A 17,144-nucleotide genomic window follows, 5' to 3' on the forward strand; every position below is an offset into this window, starting at 1 on the left:
ATAACCCACTCTACGTTGAAAGATTTTCCTTTACCAGTTGTTCCGCAACGCGTCTCGTCCGTTGACGCCTACCGAGGATTCGTTATGCTGCTCATGATGGGCGAAGTGCTGAAATTTGGCCACGTTTCCGAAGCATTACCCGACAGCTCATTCTGGGCGTTTCTGGATTATCATCAAAGCCATGTTTCCTGGGTTGGCTGCTCATTACATGATCTCATTCAGCCATCGTTTTCATTTCTTGTCGGTGTAGCCATGCCCTATTCCATGGCCAGCAGAGCAGGGAAACAGCAGACCACCGAAATGATGTGGTATCATACCATCCGCCGCTCTCTCATATTGATTCTGCTGGGAATATTTCTCCGTTCCATGCACGCCACACAGACTAATTTTACTTTTGAAGATACGCTGACACAGATAGGTCTTGGTTACCCTTTCCTCTTCGCCCTCGGTTTCCGCTCCGAGCGTACGCAGTGGGCTGCCTTAATAACCATTTTACTCGGATATGGAATATTTTTCGCCGCCTATCCTTTACCCGGTCCGTATTTCGACTGGTCAGAAACCGGCACCACGGCCGACTGGGAGCATAACCTCAAAGGTTTTGCAGCACACTGGAATAAAAACACCAATGCCGCCTGGGGTTTTGACCGGTGGTTTATGAACATTTTCCCACGCGAAAATCCGTTCCGTTTTAACGGGGGTGGGTATAGCACATTAAGTTTCATCCCGACTCTGGGTACTATGACCCTGGGGTTGATTGCCGGAAAATGGCTTAAAAACACAACCTCATCGTCTGCCCTGATCAGACAATTTATATTTACAGCAGCCATTCTTTTTGTGGTCGCGGTGACCTTGAACCTGACCGGCATTAACCCGATTGTAAAAAGAATATGGACACCGGCATGGACTTTGTTTAGCGGCGGCTGGTGTTTTCTGCTTCTTGCTGCATTTTATTACGTAGCCGACGTCAAAGATTTCAAATCCTGGTTTTTCCCGTTAATCGTCGTCGGAACCAATTCGATCGCCGCTTACCTGTTTGCCCATACCATCGACAGTTTTATTGACCAGTCATTCAGAATTAATATTGGCCCAAACTATGATATGCTTTTTGGAGAGGCTTATCGTACGCTGATCAGCGGGGGCATTATTCTGCTGATCGAATGGTGGATTTTATACTGGATGTACAAAAAGAAAATTTTCATCAAGATTTAGGTTTAAGATCAACGATAAAAATTAATGACTTTCTAATCGGTAAAATGTTTTTGGTGTATCGGAAGTTAAATGTCCGAAGTTAACTTTGTTACCTTTAAGAAAAATCAATTTTCACCATATGTTATCATTAAAAGGAATACACCATATTGCTATCATCGCTTCCGACTATGAAAAGTCGAAACGCTTTTATACCGAAATTCTGGGGTTCAAAATTGACCGAGAGGTAAACAGAGAAGAACGGAAATCTTTCAAGCTGGATCTTTCGCTGAACGGCGAATACTGCATAGAATTATTTTCATTTCCTGAGCCGCCGAAGAGGCCGTCAAGACCAGAAGCAACAGGCCTGCGCCATCTTGCATTTAAGGTTGTGAATGTTGAAGAAGCAATCGAGCAGCTTGTTAAAAATGACGTACATCCCGAACCGATCAGAATAGATCATTTAACGGGTAAGAAATTCACTTTCTTCTCTGACCCAGACGATCTCCCTATCGAGTTATACGAAATCTGAAAGTGCAGAAAAAAGCAAAAAGCCCTGAAATGTAGACCAATTACATTTCAGGGCTTTTTCTTGATACCAATCAATCTGCAATACCGCAACGCTCAAATTCTTTTCTCACCGGAACATAGAAATATTTTGCCTTCACGCAGTGACTTAATATAATAGCCGGCGTCTATTGTTCAGAAAATCATCAACAACCTCGTTGATTTAACCACACTAAACAAACAGACGCATGAAAAAGTATACGGCAGAGTTCATCGGAACATTTTGGTTGGTTCTTGGCGGTTGCGGAAGCGCCGCACTTTCAGCTGCTTTCCCTCAGGTCGGAATCGGATTACTTGGTGTTTCCTTCGCATTTGGTCTAACTGTTTTAACCATTGCCTATTCACTGGGCCATATTTCCGGAGCACATCTTAACCCGGCGGTGTCCGTAGGTCTGTGGATTGGCGGCAGATTTCCCGCAAAGGACCTTTTGCCGTACATTGTATCACAAATTTTAGGAGGACTTACCGCAGCCGGAGTCTTGTCATTAATTATAACGGGGAACGGCAGCACCATCGGAGATTTTGCAGCCAACGGTTACGGAGATCATTCGCCCGGAAAATATAGCATGGAAGCCGCACTTATCACCGAAGTAGTCATGACTTTTATGTTTTTGATCGTAATTCTGGGAGCAACGGATAAAAAAGCAGCCGGCGGATTTGCCGGACTGGCCATTGGTCTGGCTCTGACGTTAATTCACCTGATCAGCATTCCTGTTACAAATACGTCTGTCAATCCTGCAAGAAGTATAAGCCAGGCCATTTTCGTAGGCGGATGGGCTATTGAGCAACTTTGGCTGTTTATAGTCGCACCGGTGGTTGGCGCAATTTTGGCGGGAATTGTATATAAATTTATTTCGGGCAATGATTAGGCTACGAACGTGCGATTCAGTTCGTTCCTTTTGACAATTTCCTGCCTGGAAAGGATTTCATAAAATTCGGAAATCCTTTCCAGGTGTTCGTCCACTACCCTTCTGGTTTCCGGATCCCTTTCCAGATATTTATAAAGCGAGCGGTATGACTGAAGAATTCTGCCTTCCGTTCTTTTTAAATATCCCGCAACCTGTTCCTTTTCTTCCAATGCGTGAAGATCAGCAATCGTGTCTGAATTACTCTCTGCTGAATTGACAAGATCTTTGTCGGTAAGGAAACATTTAAAATAATCATAAATCCAGTGAATTTCCTTCTGGAAAAGCAATGCACTGAAATGTCCCTGGGTCAGCATCTTCCTGAGCGGCCCCATACTGTCCTTTTTCAAAGCCTCAAGATAAAGGACTTCCCGTCTCTTCTGATCGTTCCATAAAGCGCTTATTTTCAGAACGAATTCGCTTAATTTTGAATCTTCCATCACCATAACCGATATCTTGTTGAGTTCAGGTATTTTGTACAAATACTATGCCTAAACGGTTACAAACCACAAGAAATCAGGCGATTATTCCTTAAGTAATATTAATTGATTTTATTTTCACAAATTCGCCATTTTTGTAACACTTTCATTAAAAGCTGCGTATCTGAAACTGGGGTCAATTCGCCCTGAAATTTGCTGGTAAAACTGTGGATTCGCGTACTGCAAAACACATGCCCGGACACTATAATTTTTATACTCTGTTGAAAGAAACTAACTTTGTCAGTAATACAATAATTAAGACTTGTTAAAGTTAGATTAAAACCCAGCAAGAGATTACGATCTCTGATTTACGAATTGTGTAATTTATGTTTAAATATTCATTGATATTTTCGCTGCTACCCGCAGTCATATTTAGTTCCTGCAAAACCTCAGCTCCCAAAACAAAACCGGTTTCTGAAGCACCAGCTCTTATTCAGATCGGAAATGAAAAATTCTCGTCCAACGATTTTCTTGACGCTTATTCCAAAAACAAATTTGCCTCAGATTCAGCAAAAGAACTTTCACCGGAAGAGTATCTGCCCATTTACAAGGATGCCAAAATAAAGATACTTGAAGCAAAAAATGAGGGAAGAGATACTACCAACGACTATAAACAGGAAATAGCGTCTTATTATGACCAGCTGGCAAAAAACTTTCTGGTCGATAAGGCACTGGTTGAAAAACTCTCAACGGAAGCTTATGCAAGATTGAAACAGGAGGTTAAGGCTTCCCATATCCTGATTGCGGTACCGGAAGATGCCGCTCCCAAAGACACGACAGATGCCTACAATGCTGCTATTGCCATGCGGGGCAGACTCGAAGAAGGCTCGGATTTTGCTGACATGGCTGCAAGATTTTCCAAGGATCCTTCGGCTTCCAAAAACAAGGGAGATCTTGGTTATTTTACCGCTTTCCAAACGGTTTATCCTTTCGAAACAGCCGCATACGCTATTCCCGTTGGAAAATTATCCCAGCCTATACGCAGTAAGACCGGTTATCATATCATCAAGGTTTATGACCGCCGTGCGAGTCGCGGAACGGTAAGAGTTGCGCACATCATGGCCCGCGTAGAACCCAATGCAACCGAAGCACAAAAAGCAGCTGCAAAGGCAAAAATTGATGATGCTTTTAAGAAACTTCAGAGTGGTCAGGCATGGGATAAAATCACCGAAACATATTCTGACGATAAGCAGTCGAGCAAAAACCATGGCCTCCTTCCTCCTTTTGGGACCGGACAAATGGATCCGAACGTTGAGGAAGCTGCCTTTTCGCTGACAAAATTAAATACCTATGCAGCACCAGTGCTTAGCAGTTATGGCTGGCATATCATCAAACTGGTTGACAAAAAAGGTCTGGAACCGTACAGTGTTATGGCGCCATCACTTCGCCAGAAAGTTGTGACAGATTCCCGTGGAAAAATCCTGGAACAAGCTACTGCGAAAAGACTTCGTGAAAAATATACCGTTCAGGAATTCGCTGATCAGTTTGCTGCCACGCGACCACTGATCGACAGTACGCTGATTTCCGGAAAATGGGATTATATGAAACCCGTTTCTACCGACTGGGCTGCGAGCACTTTGTTTACCATTGAAAAACGGCCATACGACGCGCTTACCTTTTTGAATTATGTAAAAGCACAGCAAAAACCCCGTCCAAAAGGCTCTTCACCCGAAGTTATTTTTAAAAGATTTTATAACGACTTTCTGACAAACCGTCTTTTTGAATACGAAAAAGAGCACCTGGAGGAGAGTTATCCTGAATTTAAAAGTCAGATCAGTGAAATCCGTGAAGGCGTTTTAATGGCACAATTGACGGAGGAGAATGTTTTGCAACGCTCTTTGTCTGATTCTGTGGGGCAGCGTAATTACTACGAAAAAAATGTCGACCATTTCCGTTACCCTGAGCGTGCACTTGGCACGATCGTAACCGCACCGGATACAGCTACGCTTTTCGCAATCAAAAAGGCGTTGACAAAAAGTCCGTATCCTTTGGAAAGAAAAGCAAATGAGCTGATTTTCAAGGAAGGATCGAGCGAACTTACCAAGGAACAGATTGAAAAACTGTATGATGTGTATGTGATTTTGCAAAAAAATCCTGATTATGTCGTTGAAGTATCCGGCTACCGCTCCAATTCCGAAGCTGAGCCAACCTCGTCGGACCGTATCAGAAATGTTGTAAAATATCTGAACAGCAAAAATATTTCGATTGTCAGGATATTGGAAAAAGACTATGGCTCATTCCGCCAGTCAACAGAAGCTGAGCGTAACAGAAGGATCAGTTTCCAGTTTTACAGTAATTCGAAAAAAGATGTTGAGAAAGCCTATAATTCTGAAACCCCGGACGCCGTTATTATCCAGGAAGGCTATTTCCAGAAGAGTAACGCCCTTTTAACGCAGGTTAAATGGGAGGCAGGTGAGCAGGTGATCATGGCAAACGGACTTGCGTACTGGATGCAGATCGAAAAAATCGAGCCAGCCAGAGTAAAAACTTTTACGGAAGCAAGAGGAAGTGTGATCAACGAATACCAAAAAGTGCTGGAAAAACAGTGGCTGGAAAAGCTAAATCAGAAATTTCCGGTGAAAGTGAATCAACAAGAATTAGAAAAAATTAAGCGTTAAACGTAAATTAGCATTTTGAACTGCTGTCGGTTTGTATTTTTACCTGACGGCCCGGTAAATAAACCCTACTATTTCAACTTAGGAACACATAAATTAATATGAAAATAAATAAATTAATTGTACTTCAATTATTTGCAGTCTGCACGTTCTGTTTTAGTCTGACCAGCTTCGGACAAGGACAGTCGGGTGTGATGCTCGACAAAATCATTGCCCGCGTAGATAACCATTATATATTGAGTTCCGAGCTGGAAGAAATGTATAACAGTTATGCAGCCAACGGTCAGAAAGCGCCTGAAAAGTGCCAGATACTGGAATCGCTGATCATTAACAAAATGCTTTTGGCGAAGGCAGAAATTGACTCCGTGACCGTGGAAGACAAAAGCGTCGACAACGAACTGGACGGAAAAATGAATTACATGATCCAGCGCTTCGGATCAGAAAAGAACCTAGTTGAAGCTTATGGAAAAAGCGTTGACAATTTGAAGTCAGAGCTTCGGACGCAGGTTAAAGAGCAGAAAATCGTTGAAAAAATGCAGGGAACCATTTCCGGCAACGTTAAAATCACGCCAAGTGATGTACGTAAATTTTTCAACGCGATTCCAAAAGACAGCTTACCATACATCCCTTCGGAAGTTGAAATCGGACATATCGTTCGTCTTGGAACGGTGACTCGCGAGCAGAAGGACAAGTTAATCAAACAGCTTCAGGAGCTTAAAGCACGTGCCGAAAAAGGTGAAGATTTTGCAATGCTTGCCACAATTTATTCGGAAGACGTAGGATCTGCCAAAAATGGTGGTGACTTGGGTTTTGCAAAACGCGGTGCCATGGTTCCTGAATTTGAAGGCGCAGCACTGGGTTTGAAACCTGGTGAAATGTCCAATATCATCGAGTCTCAGTTCGGATTCCACTTGATCAAACTGATCGAAACACGTGGTGCTGAATATCATGCACGCCACATTCTGTTAAGACCTGACTATAACAAAGGTTCTGATATGACCAGTGCGGTTCGCATCCTTGACAGCTTGCGCGTTCTTATCAAAACAGATACACTGAAATTTGCCAAGGCAGCACTTGATAACTCAGAAGATAAAGAAACTGCCGAAACGGGCGGAATTATCCAGGACAGAAGTACAGGACTTGGCCGTTTGACTTTGGACGCTTCGATGGATCCTGCGCTTTATTTCGCTATCGATACCATGAAAGTGGGCGACCTGAGCGTACCCGTTACTTATCGTACAGAAGATGGGCACAGTGCCATGCGTATCCTTTGGTACAAAAGTAAATCTGAGCCGCATACTGCCAATTTGCATGATGATTACGAAAAAATTGCCCAAATTGTGCTAAGCAATAAACGGAACCATGCTCTGGAAGACTGGTTCAAAAAAGCGCAGGGTGATGTATTTATCAGCGTTGAACCTGAATATAAAAATTGTCGGATCCTCGGCCTTGCCAACGGAACCGACCTCTGACATAGGTATTGAAAATAAGTTTTGAAAACTAAGATTTCCCAAACCGACTCACTGTGAATTATAAATCCGACGTTGAAGCAGCCGAGGCTATGAAAGTGGCCTATGAAAAAATCCGTAGTGAAATAGGACAAGTGATTATAGGACAGGATGAAGTTATCAAACGATTATTAACAGCTATTTTTTGCCAGGGACACTGTTTGCTTGTCGGCGTTCCGGGCTTGGCCAAAACACTTTTGATCCAGACGATCGCGTCGTCTCTGGATTTAAAATTCAACAGAATTCAGTTTACTCCCGACTTAATGCCGTCGGATATCCTGGGCTCTGAAACGTTGGATCAGAACCGTAATTTCAAATTTATCCAGGGTCCTATTTTTGCCAATATCATTCTCGCCGATGAAATTAACCGTACGCCTCCAAAGACCCAGTCGGCGCTTTTGGAAGCGATGCAGGAATATTCGGTGACCATTGCAGGACAAAAACATACGCTGACCCGCCCGTTTTTCGTATTGGCGACGCAAAACCCCATCGAGCAGGAAGGTACTTATCCGCTTCCCGAAGCGCAGCTGGACCGGTTTATGTTTATGATCCAGCTTGATTATCCATCATACGCGGAAGAAGTCAGTATCGTAAAAAATACAACCAACGATATCAAATATCAGGTAAAAGAGGTGATCAGTGCAGAGGAAATTATGGATTTCCAGCACCTGGTCAGACGCGTACCGGTAACCGACCATGTGATTGAATACGCAGTGAAACTCGTGCACAAAACGCGGCCGTCTTCGACACTTGCCAATAAGGATACCAGCGATTACCTGGAATGGGGTGCTGGGCCACGGGCTTCACAGTCGCTGATTTTAGCGGCAAAGTGTAATGCGTTATTATCCGGGAAATATTCTCCGGATATCGAAGATGTGAAAGCAGTTGCCCTACCGGTTTTGCGCCACAGAATTATCAGAAATTTCAAAGCAGAAGCAGAAGGTATCTCGGTTGACGACATCATTGCACGTCTGCTCTAATTTTATCAGAATATTATTTTCAGGAATTTGCGTTGATCTCAAAGGATATCGGCGCAAATTTTTGCTTTTAAAGGTATTTGATCAGCAAGACCGATAGCCGAAACGGCTGAAATCCGGGTATAATATTAGTAAGGAAAATCGCTGAAAGATCCGATTTCCAAAATCTTCAATTATCAAACCAAAGTCCCAATCATGAGCATTCTCGGTAAAAACTTTATAGGATATTCACTTTCGTCACAAAACCAGCATACGTTCAGGTCTTACGTTCCTGCTGAAAATACAGAATTACCGGAAACCTTTCACGCAGCTACACAGGAGGAGGTCGCCAAAACAATGGAACTTGCCCAAAAGGCTTTTGATACCTACGCGCTGATTCCGGCAACCAAACGTGCAGATTTTCTGATCGCGATCACCGAAGAAATACTGGCTATTGGTGATGCCTTGCTTGAACGGGCTCATCTTGAAACCGGCTTGCCGTTAGCCCGTTTGCAGGGCGAACGTGCGCGTACGATTAACCAGCTTACGCAATTTGCCGAGCTGATCCGTGAAGGTTCCTGGGTGGAAGCCAGTATCGACACCGCCATCCCAGACCGCGCACCACTTCCAAAATCCGACCTGCGCAAAATGCTGGTACCCATCGGGCCGGTTATTGTTTTTGGATCAAGCAATTTTCCATTTGCCTATTCAGTGGCAGGCGTTGACACAGGTCCCGCCCTTGCTGCCGGTAACCCGGTCGTTGTGAAAGCACATGCGGCGCATCCGGGCGTAAGCGACCTGACTGCCCAGGCTATTGTAAAGGCTGCGCTGCGAACAGGCATGCCGGACGGAGTATTTTCGATGCTTTATGACGATGGCTACGAAGTGGGCGCTGCCTTGGTAAAACATCCTGCGAGCAAGGCTGTTGGTTTTACCGGTTCTATCAAAGGGGGTATGGCGCTTTATAAAATGGCGCAGGAACGGGAAGAGCCTATTTCGGTTTTCGCTGAAATGGGAAGCGTCAACCCTATTGTGATCCTGCCCGAATATCTTGAAAAAAAGTCACAGCAACTGGCCAAAACCCTGGCAGGCTCTGTGACTTTGGGCGCCGGACAATTTTGTACCAACCCCGGACTGGTATTTGTCACCGAATCAGAATCACTTGGTTTGTTTGAGGAAACGTATAAAAACGAAATCATACACATCGGATCTGCTACAATGCTCACGGCGGGAATCAGAAAAAATTTCTATAAACTACGGGATGAGCTTGTCGCAGAGCCGGGCGTGACAGAACTTGCTTTTTCACCTGTAAGCGCCGACCTGGAAAACCAGTCACAGGCTTCGGTAGCCAAGGTTAGCGGAAAAGATTTTATCGATAATCCGAAAATTCATGAAGAAGTATTCGGCCCGTTTTCACTGCTGGTTGTCTGCAAAGATCATAACGAACTGTTGGCAGCCATTTCACATCTGAAAGGTCAGTTGACCGCTTCGCTGATGGCAGAACCCGCCGAAGCAGCAAAATACCCTTCGCTGTTGCAAAGTCTTTCAAGGATATGCGGGAGGTTTATTATGAACGGCGTACCTACGGGCGTTGAAGTTTGCCCTTCCATGCACCATGGCGGCCCATTCCCGTCCGCAACCGACGCCAGATTTACATCAGTGGGCCGTCATTCGATACTTCGTTTTGTGCGTCCGCAATCATTCCAGGACTGGGATGATTCCTTATTGCCCGACGAATTAAAAAATGCCAATCCGTTAGAGATTTTCCGGTTGGTCAACAATGAAACCACTAAAAGAGAAATCTGATCTCAGACACATTTATTAGTAGCAAAATATTTCATAAGCCACCCGTCCTACGGCTTTTTTGCCGTAGGACGGGTAAACAAACAGCAAAAACTTCAACAAATGTCAATAAAAACCTTTCACGTCCTTAACGGCGACGCATTACTGGATAAATTTCCTGCCGATATTCTGACCGGTGAAATTATCATCGCAAGAGAATGCCTGATCGACGGTCCGGTAGCAGGTGACACCTTCGAAGATTTTTGTCAAACCCGCGCTGATTTCATTCAGGAAACGTACCATGAAGAAACAGACGTGTACTTTAATGATGTCGCTTCCGAATTTGCCAGGATAAAAGCGATTCCTGCCGGTTCCGAGGTGAACTTCTGGTTTGAGGACGATTTATTCTGTCAAATCAATTTCTGGTTTTGTGTTTCTCTTTTGAAACCCGTTTCTGATTCAATCCAGGCGTATATCATCAAGCCCGATATAAATGAAAAAGAACCTGACTGGCGGGGATTTGGTATGATGGACCACCATTTACTGGCCGAGGCATATCAACATAAACTACCTCTTTCTCCGACTGATCTTGATCTGTTTAATGACCTATGGACTGCTTATCAAAACAATGACAGCAAAGCACTGGCCACCTTATCTACGGTTAAATCAGAGAAATTTCCATTGCTTGGAATGGTCGTTCAGGCGCAATTAGATCGCAGCAACAACCGGCCGCAGCGTGTTTTGAAAGATATTATGAAGGAGAAACAAACCGCTGATTTCAATATCATTTTCAGAGAATTCAGCAAACAGGAAGGAATTTATGGGTTTGGAGACTGGCAGGTGGAGAAACTGCTGGAAGAGATCAATAGCTGAGCTATTTTTTTAAATGAGATAAATCAATCGAAATTTCACAGAAGCCAGATTTTTTGAAGCCTCTGAAGAAGTCAAGACTTGGCGTCCCCGTTTTCAAATCTTGACTTCTTCTCGCTCGCTCTAATCCGGATAACCCACTTCAACTAAAAACAAACCCTCTGGCGGAGCTTGCGGCCCGGCTTTGCTCCTGTCCTGAGCCAGAATTATTTTTTCAAAATCTTCTTTACTTTTTTTGCCCGTCCCCACTTCCAAAAGTGTCCCTACAAGCGCACGCACCATGCCGCGTAAAAAACGATTTGACCGGATACTGAATATCAATATCCCATCCTTTTCAAACCATTTGGCCAGGGTGATGTCACATAAAAAGTTATTTACCTGTGTGTGTATTTTACTAAAACTCTCAAAGTTTTTGTGTGTAAGCAGCAGAGCTGCTGCTTCATTCATTCGCGTTATATCCAGGGGCTTATGAAAGATGTGCGATTCACCGCTCAAAAAAGGATTTTTCCGACTGACAATCCGGTATTCATAACGGCGGTATGAAGCATCAAAACGCGAATGTGCTGTTTCTTCAACCTCAAAAATACGATGAACAGCGATGTCAGCGGGTAAAAGACTGTTTAAGCGATAGGTTAGCAAATCTGAGTCTTTGACTGCATTCACAGTGTCGAAATGCGCATACTGCTGCTCGGCATGAACACCAGTATCTGTTCGGCTGCTGCCTACACTCTCAATGGTTTCCCGGTGGATAAGCGACAGTGCCTCATCGAGCAACTGCTGAACCGAAATGGCATTGTTTTGCCGCTGCCAGCCACTGTAATTTGTTCCTTTATAACTGAATTCAATAAAATAACGCATACCACAAAAGTAAAAGAAAGTAGCGAGTTTCCCGTTTCATCGGGTACGGCTTCTTCCTGGATTATTACCTGAAACAAGGCACCAGATCTATAAAATACTTGTTACATACTATTAAGCAAAGTTTGAAAGTTGCGTATAATCATATCATTTTCACTTTACTTTCTTGAATAAAACAGATATTTCATGGAAAGCCTGCAAATTATTTCGGGGTTGACGTGAAGAACATTAACTTTGACAATTGAAATTATTTCCAGTACTGTATGATTACGGAAGAGAAAAAAGAAGAAAAAAGCCTGAATTTTATTGAAGAGATCATCGAGGCAGACCTGCAAGCGGGAAAGTACAAGGAAATTATTACCCGTTTTCCTCCTGAGCCGAATGGTTATCTGCACATTGGTCATGCTTCAAGTATATGTCTGAATTTTGGGTTAACTAAAAAATTCCCAGGTTATACCAACCTGCGGTTTGATGATACAAATCCTACGACGGAAGACACAGAATACGTTGAAAGCATCAAAAACGACATCCGCTGGATGGGTTTCGAATGGGAAAACGAGCTTTATGCTTCTGACTATTTCGATACTTTATATGGTTATGCCATCCAGCTGATTCATAAAGGTTTGGCATACGTTGACGATTCGACCTCTGAGGAGATTGCAACGCTGAAAGGCACGCCGACTGAGCCGGGTAAAAACAGCCCTTACCGTGACCGTTCCGTTGAAGAAAACCGTCTACTTTTTGAACAGATGAAAAACGGTACGTTTCCTGACGGGAGCCGGACTTTGCGGGCCAAAATTGATATGGCGCACACAAATATGCTGATGCGTGATCCAATCCTTTACCGTATCAAACATGCGCATCACCACCGTACCGGCAATACATGGTGCATTTACCCGATGTACGATTTTGCGCACGGACAAAGTGATTCGATCGAAACAGTAACGCATTCCATCTGTACGCTGGAATTTGTTCCTCACCGTGAATTATACGACTGGCTCATTGAGCAACTGGGAATATACCCTTCGCATCAATACGAATTTGCACGCCGCAACCTGAATTATACTGTTACCAGCAAAAGAAAATTACTTCAACTGGTACAGGAAAAACATGTAAACGGCTGGGACGATCCACGGATGCCGACCATCAGCGGTCTGCGCAGAAGAGGTTATACACCGGCAAGTATTCGTGATTTTTGCGACCGTATCGGTGTGGCAAGGCGTGAGAACATGATCGACGTAGGTTTGCTTGAATTTTGTGTAAGGGAAGATCTGAACAAGACCTCGTTGCGCAGAATGGCAGTTCTTGATCCATTAAAAGTAGTGATCACCAACTTCCCGGAAGAACTTTCAGAAACTTGTCTGAGCGAAAACAATCCGGAAGATATTGCTGCCGGCATGCGTGAAATTTTGTTCACCCGCGAGATTTTCATCGAACGAGAGGACTTTATGGAAGTTCCTTCTAAAAAATATTTCCGGCTTGCTCCTGGCAAAATGGTCCGTCTGAAAGGCGCATACATTATCCAGGCTGAATCGGTCGTTAAAGACGAAAACGGCGAGATCTCCGAAGTACATTGTACTTATATCGAAAACAGTAAAAGTGGCCAGGACACCACAGGCATCAATGTAAAGGGAACGCTGCATTGGGTTTCTGCGAAGCATGGCGTGCCGGTAGAAGTACGCTTATACGACCGCCTGTTTTCCGTAGAAAATGTTTCTTCGGAAGAAGGTGATTTCAAAGATTATATCAATCCTGACTCGCTGAATATCATCACCGGTTATGCCGAACCTGCTTTGCGCGATGCCAAACCAGGCGAATCATTCCAGTTCCTACGTAAAGGATATTTCGCAGCAGATCCTGACGGCACAACCGAAAAACCGGTTTTCAACCGTACTGTGACGTTACGTGATAACTGGGCGAAAGCTGGCGAGAAATAAAAGCTGTTAGCCGTTAGGAGTTAGCCGTTGATATCCACTTGGATTGAACGTCGTTTACTTGAAAAAGTGGACGACGTTTTTTTTGCAAAAAATCACTCCATATAATTAGATTGGTTTTAAATAACTCTTGCTTCCTTAGAATTTCCGATTTATCTTTGTGCCAGATTCAGGTTTATATATAAAATGCCAGTTACAGTGAAGCACCCGAATGAATTGTTCAGTACCTCAAAAGGTTTCAGTTTTCAGTGTGATAATAGTTCAAGAATTGTAATTCATTTTGGAGAAATGGTTGCTTCTTTCCGCATCCAGGACTTCCTGAACTTCCGTCGTTTTGTAAATAATATTGATATCAAAAGCAGGTTATTCGACCTTTCGGATGAATCTGATTTTGAATTTGTTGAAGCTCCGCAACTGAATATCAATCAGAAGCTTACGCTTTGCGAGTTGATCCAGCTACGCGAACTTGTGAACGGAACACACTTCGCTATTGAGCTTAACTCTTTGCTTCATTCCATCCTTTATGTAGAGTCAGAATTAGTCTAAATAGCTGACGGCCTTCATATTAGACCAATTCCAAATTTATAAGTACGTCTTGTAATGACGAACTTTCCTATGATATTTGTGCTTATTACTTCAAATGATAAACAGAAATACCATGAGAGATCTACTTAGAGCCCGCACTTCTTTAAAAGAAGAAATAGAGATATTATTGAACAACCAGGTTAAAATGGAAGCAGAAGCTTCGGCTAAATATTTAGCGATGGCTTCATGGTGCGACCGCAATGGCTTCAAAAATAGCGCTGCTTATTTCCTTAAACAGTCCGACGAGGAACGCGGACATATGCTAAAAATTTTCAACTACATCATGACTGTTGGCGGCACAGCTGTTTCACCAGAAGTTCCTGCTGTAAAACAAGAGTACGCGTCATTCAGAAGTGTATTTGAAACTGCTCTTCAAAGCGAAATCAGTGTAACACAATCGATCAACCGTATCGTTACACAGAGCCGTCGCGAAGAAGATTACGCTACTGAAAACTTCCTTCAGTGGTTCGTGAACGAGCAAATCGAAGAAGAAGATAACGCACGTCGTGCCGTTGAACTTTTCGATGTAATCGGCGAAGAAGGAACAGGCCGTTACCAAATCGACAAGGCTATCGCAAAAATCGGTTCAGAAGAATAAGATTAAAAAATATTGGTTCAAGAGCTGTATCACCACGATGCAGCTTTTTTTTGTGCCTTGTGGTAAAATAATCGATCAAAAACTTGCAATTTAATTGTATGCAATTTAATTTTACAAAATCAATAAGGACGATATGGAACTGTTAAAATTATCAAATCAACTTTGTTTCCCGCTTTACGCGCTGTCGAGGAAAATCACGAGTCATTATCTGCCATTGCTGGAAAAAATAGGACTCACTTATCCTCAGTATCTGGTGATGATGGTCCTTTGGGAAGAAAACGGACTTTCAGTGAAAGAACTCGGCCATAAGCTTATGCTGGACTCAGGCACGCTTTCTCCACTGTTAAAAAAGCTGGAAGACCGGGAAATACTGGTTCGTACCCGCCTGAAAGAAGACGAACGTGTCGTTATCATTTCTCTGACCGAGACGGGTGAAAAATTAAAAGAAAAAGCCTCTGAAATCCCTGAGCAAATTAAATGCAGCCTGGATCTTTCCGACAAAGAATTAAGGGAAATGCGGACGCTTGCGGCAGGTCTGCTGGATAAAATCAATAAACTGGAAGCGGTTCACAACAATTAAACAGATAAATAAAACTAAAAATTAACGTTATGATTCAGGCAATATACACCGCCACGGCAACAGCAACAGGCGGAAGAAATGGAAAAGTTACATCATCAGACGGTATTTTAGATTTGGAAGTACGCCTGCCAAAACAAATGGGCGGCGCAAACAATAACTACACAAATCCTGAACAATTATTTGCAGCGGGTTACGCGGCCTGTTTCGACAGCGCACTTAATCTGGTTATCCAACGCAGCAAGATTAAAACAGGTACCACATCGGTAACGGCTCATGTTGGAATTGGCAAAAATGACGCAGATGGTTTTGGTCTGGTGGTGACACTGGAAGCCAATATTCCCGGCGTTGAACAATCCGTAGCCGACGACCTGATCGCAAAAGCACATCAGGTTTGCCCTTACTCAAACGCCACCCGCGGAAATGTAGAGGTAACTTTGATAACGACCGTTGAAGCAATTGTGGAATAGCAGTTTGGCGGTCGGTTTTCGGCGGTCGGCTTTCAGATTTGGAGGCGGTAGAGTCTTTCCCCAAATCCTATTTTTAGCAACGCTTAGGAATAACCCATTATAAGCAAGAAAGACCGCTCGTGGCTTACCGGCGGTCTTTCTCGTTTAATTTTATATCATTCACTAAAATAAGAAATTACTCAAGCATTACCGATAATTGCTGGCAAGCAGGGAATAAACTGCTGTGTCCCAAAACTCGCCATCGAAAAATGTATAGTCTTTAAAATAAGCCTCTTTTACAAATCCATGTTTTAAAGCCAGGTTCACCGATGCAGCATTTTCCGGATTGATAACCGCTTCAATCCGATGGAATTTAAGGTTATTAAAGCCATACTTCAAAACCTCTCCAACCGCTTCATTCATATATCCTTTACCCCAATAAGCCGGGTCAAGCGAATATCCGATTTCGCCCCGGTAATTCTCCTTACTTATTCTAGGATAGCCTACCGTTCCGATCATTTCCGGACTACCCTTTACGGTAATAGCCCAGCTGATGCTGATTTTCTGTTCAAACAAAAACTGGTAGTTCTTGACCAGATCCTCTGCATCCCGTTTTGATTTGAGTAAGGGAATGGAGATATACTCCATAAGCTCTCTCTTGCTACGCTGATAAAACATGGCAGGAACATCTCCCTGAGAAATCGCGCGCAAAATCAGCCGTTCTGTTTCCAGAACAGGAAATTTATCAAAACTTAGAATGAGCATATCCTGGTTTTTTACAGTTTTCTGAACATAATATAGGCATCAACATAGCCAAGTTCCAAATGGTTAAATCCCTCCGGAATTGTACCGATGATCTCAAAACCATGTTTTTGCCAAAGTTTAACGGCCACCTTGTTGGTACTTACCACAATATTAAACTGCATGGCCTTAAACCCAAAACGTTTTGCTTCGATCAGCGAATGCTCGCACAGCAAATTACCGATCCCCCTCCCCTGCGCTTTCGGATGCACCATGTAGGAACCATTGGCAATATGTGATCCCAAATCAATCTGGTTCGGTTTAATTACATACGTCCCAAGTATCTCACCGTTATCTTCCAAAACATAGGTTTCCATGTAGGACGCAAACCAAATTTTATCAAGGTCTTCTTTGGGCGTATCAGGCGCGAAAACATATGTGTCCCCGGTCTGAATTACCGCAGTAAAAATCTCCCAAACTTCATGACGATCCTGATCAATAGCTTTTCTGATATGCATAAACTGAGTTAAAAAATGAG

At 43.4% G+C, this 17,144-nt stretch carries 17 protein-coding genes; 13 read left to right on the plus strand and 4 right to left on the minus strand.

The features are described from left to right. The first annotated feature begins 15 nt into the window (after nucleotides 1-15). The 3 genes from M1L62_RS02265 to aqpZ all read left to right on the plus strand — a co-directional run bounded on the left by M1L62_RS02265 (nucleotide 16) and on the right by aqpZ (nucleotide 2,621). Complete coding sequence (locus tag M1L62_RS02265; protein ID WP_256527620.1) at nucleotides 16-1,209, plus strand: acyltransferase family protein; 1,194 nt, start codon at nucleotides 16-18, stop codon at nucleotides 1,207-1,209. A 118-nt stretch (nucleotides 1,210-1,327) separates the two neighbouring features. Beyond that, nucleotides 1,328-1,717, plus strand: a complete 390-nt coding sequence (gene gloA2 / locus M1L62_RS02270; protein WP_254411379.1) for an SMU1112c/YaeR family gloxylase I-like metalloprotein — start codon at nucleotides 1,328-1,330, stop codon at nucleotides 1,715-1,717. Nucleotides 1,718-1,940: 223 nt separating this feature from the next. Then, nucleotides 1,941-2,621: an aquaporin Z gene (gene aqpZ, locus M1L62_RS02275; protein WP_254411380.1), complete on the plus strand. Its 681-nt coding sequence runs from the start codon at nucleotides 1,941-1,943 to the stop codon at nucleotides 2,619-2,621. On the opposite strand, the gene M1L62_RS02280 is transcribed toward aqpZ, so the two are convergent. Further along, nucleotides 2,618-3,097, minus strand: coding sequence for a hypothetical protein (locus M1L62_RS02280; protein ID WP_254411381.1), 480 nt, complete (start codon nucleotides 3,095-3,097; stop codon nucleotides 2,618-2,620). The two genes, aqpZ and M1L62_RS02280, sit on opposite strands and share 4 nt — an antisense overlap. Before the next feature lie 365 nt (nucleotides 3,098-3,462). Between M1L62_RS02280 and M1L62_RS02285 the strand changes: the two genes are divergently transcribed. The 5 genes from M1L62_RS02285 to M1L62_RS02305 all read left to right on the plus strand — a co-directional run bounded on the left by M1L62_RS02285 (nucleotide 3,463) and on the right by M1L62_RS02305 (nucleotide 10,870). Beyond that, nucleotides 3,463-5,754, plus strand: a complete 2,292-nt coding sequence (locus M1L62_RS02285; RefSeq protein WP_254411382.1) for a peptidylprolyl isomerase — start codon at nucleotides 3,463-3,465, stop codon at nucleotides 5,752-5,754. Between the two features lie 98 nt (nucleotides 5,755-5,852). After that, nucleotides 5,853-7,223, plus strand: a complete 1,371-nt coding sequence (locus M1L62_RS02290) for a peptidylprolyl isomerase (RefSeq protein ID WP_254411383.1) — start codon at nucleotides 5,853-5,855, stop codon at nucleotides 7,221-7,223. Between the two features lie 53 nt (nucleotides 7,224-7,276). After that, entirely contained in the window at nucleotides 7,277-8,239 is a 963-nt protein-coding gene (locus M1L62_RS02295) for an AAA family ATPase (protein ID WP_254411384.1), read from the plus strand. 192 nt (nucleotides 8,240-8,431) lie between these two features. Then, a complete protein-coding gene (locus M1L62_RS02300) occupies nucleotides 8,432-10,021 on the plus strand; it encodes an aldehyde dehydrogenase (NADP(+)) (RefSeq protein WP_254411385.1) in 1,590 nt (529 codons plus the stop codon). 99 nt (nucleotides 10,022-10,120) lie between these two features. Beyond that, a complete protein-coding gene (locus tag M1L62_RS02305) occupies nucleotides 10,121-10,870 on the plus strand; it encodes a DUF1835 domain-containing protein (protein WP_254411386.1) in 750 nt (249 codons plus the stop codon). A gap of 120 nt (nucleotides 10,871-10,990) precedes the next feature. Here the strand turns inward: M1L62_RS02305 and truA are convergent, their stop codons facing one another. Further along, nucleotides 10,991-11,725, minus strand: a complete 735-nt coding sequence (gene truA / locus M1L62_RS02310; protein WP_254411387.1) for a tRNA pseudouridine(38-40) synthase TruA — start codon at nucleotides 11,723-11,725, stop codon at nucleotides 10,991-10,993. A gap of 260 nt (nucleotides 11,726-11,985) precedes the next feature. On the opposite strand from truA, the gene M1L62_RS02315 reads away from it, so the two are divergent. The 5 genes from M1L62_RS02315 (at nucleotide 11,986) to M1L62_RS02335 (ending at nucleotide 15,886) form a co-directional block, all read left to right on the plus strand. Beyond that, complete coding sequence (locus M1L62_RS02315; RefSeq protein WP_254411388.1) at nucleotides 11,986-13,659, plus strand: glutamine--tRNA ligase/YqeY domain fusion protein; 1,674 nt, start codon at nucleotides 11,986-11,988, stop codon at nucleotides 13,657-13,659. Between the two features lie 195 nt (nucleotides 13,660-13,854). Continuing rightward, nucleotides 13,855-14,202 carry a hypothetical protein gene (locus tag M1L62_RS02320; protein WP_254411389.1) on the plus strand — a complete coding sequence of 116 codons (348 nt, stop codon included), beginning with the start codon at nucleotides 13,855-13,857 and terminating at the stop codon, nucleotides 14,200-14,202. A 112-nt stretch (nucleotides 14,203-14,314) separates the two neighbouring features. Continuing rightward, complete coding sequence (locus M1L62_RS02325) at nucleotides 14,315-14,839, plus strand: ferritin (RefSeq protein ID WP_254411390.1); 525 nt, start codon at nucleotides 14,315-14,317, stop codon at nucleotides 14,837-14,839. A gap of 133 nt (nucleotides 14,840-14,972) precedes the next feature. Continuing rightward, entirely contained in the window at nucleotides 14,973-15,419 is a 447-nt protein-coding gene (locus tag M1L62_RS02330) for a MarR family winged helix-turn-helix transcriptional regulator (protein WP_254411391.1), read from the plus strand. A gap of 29 nt (nucleotides 15,420-15,448) precedes the next feature. Next, on the plus strand, nucleotides 15,449-15,886 hold the full coding sequence (locus M1L62_RS02335) for an organic hydroperoxide resistance protein (RefSeq protein ID WP_254411392.1): 438 nt from the start codon (nucleotides 15,449-15,451) through the stop codon (nucleotides 15,884-15,886). A gap of 186 nt (nucleotides 15,887-16,072) precedes the next feature. Here the strand turns inward: M1L62_RS02335 and M1L62_RS02340 are convergent, their stop codons facing one another. Next, on the minus strand, nucleotides 16,073-16,630 hold the full coding sequence (locus M1L62_RS02340; RefSeq protein WP_254411393.1) for a GNAT family N-acetyltransferase: 558 nt from the start codon (nucleotides 16,628-16,630) through the stop codon (nucleotides 16,073-16,075). 11 nt (nucleotides 16,631-16,641) lie between these two features. Continuing rightward, nucleotides 16,642-17,124, minus strand: a complete 483-nt coding sequence (locus tag M1L62_RS02345; protein ID WP_254411394.1) for a GNAT family N-acetyltransferase — start codon at nucleotides 17,122-17,124, stop codon at nucleotides 16,642-16,644. Nucleotides 17,125-17,144 lie beyond the last annotated feature (20 nt).

The organism is Dyadobacter diqingensis (genome assembly GCF_024220585.1).
Lineage (GTDB): Bacteria > Bacteroidota > Bacteroidia > Cytophagales > Spirosomataceae > Dyadobacter > Dyadobacter diqingensis.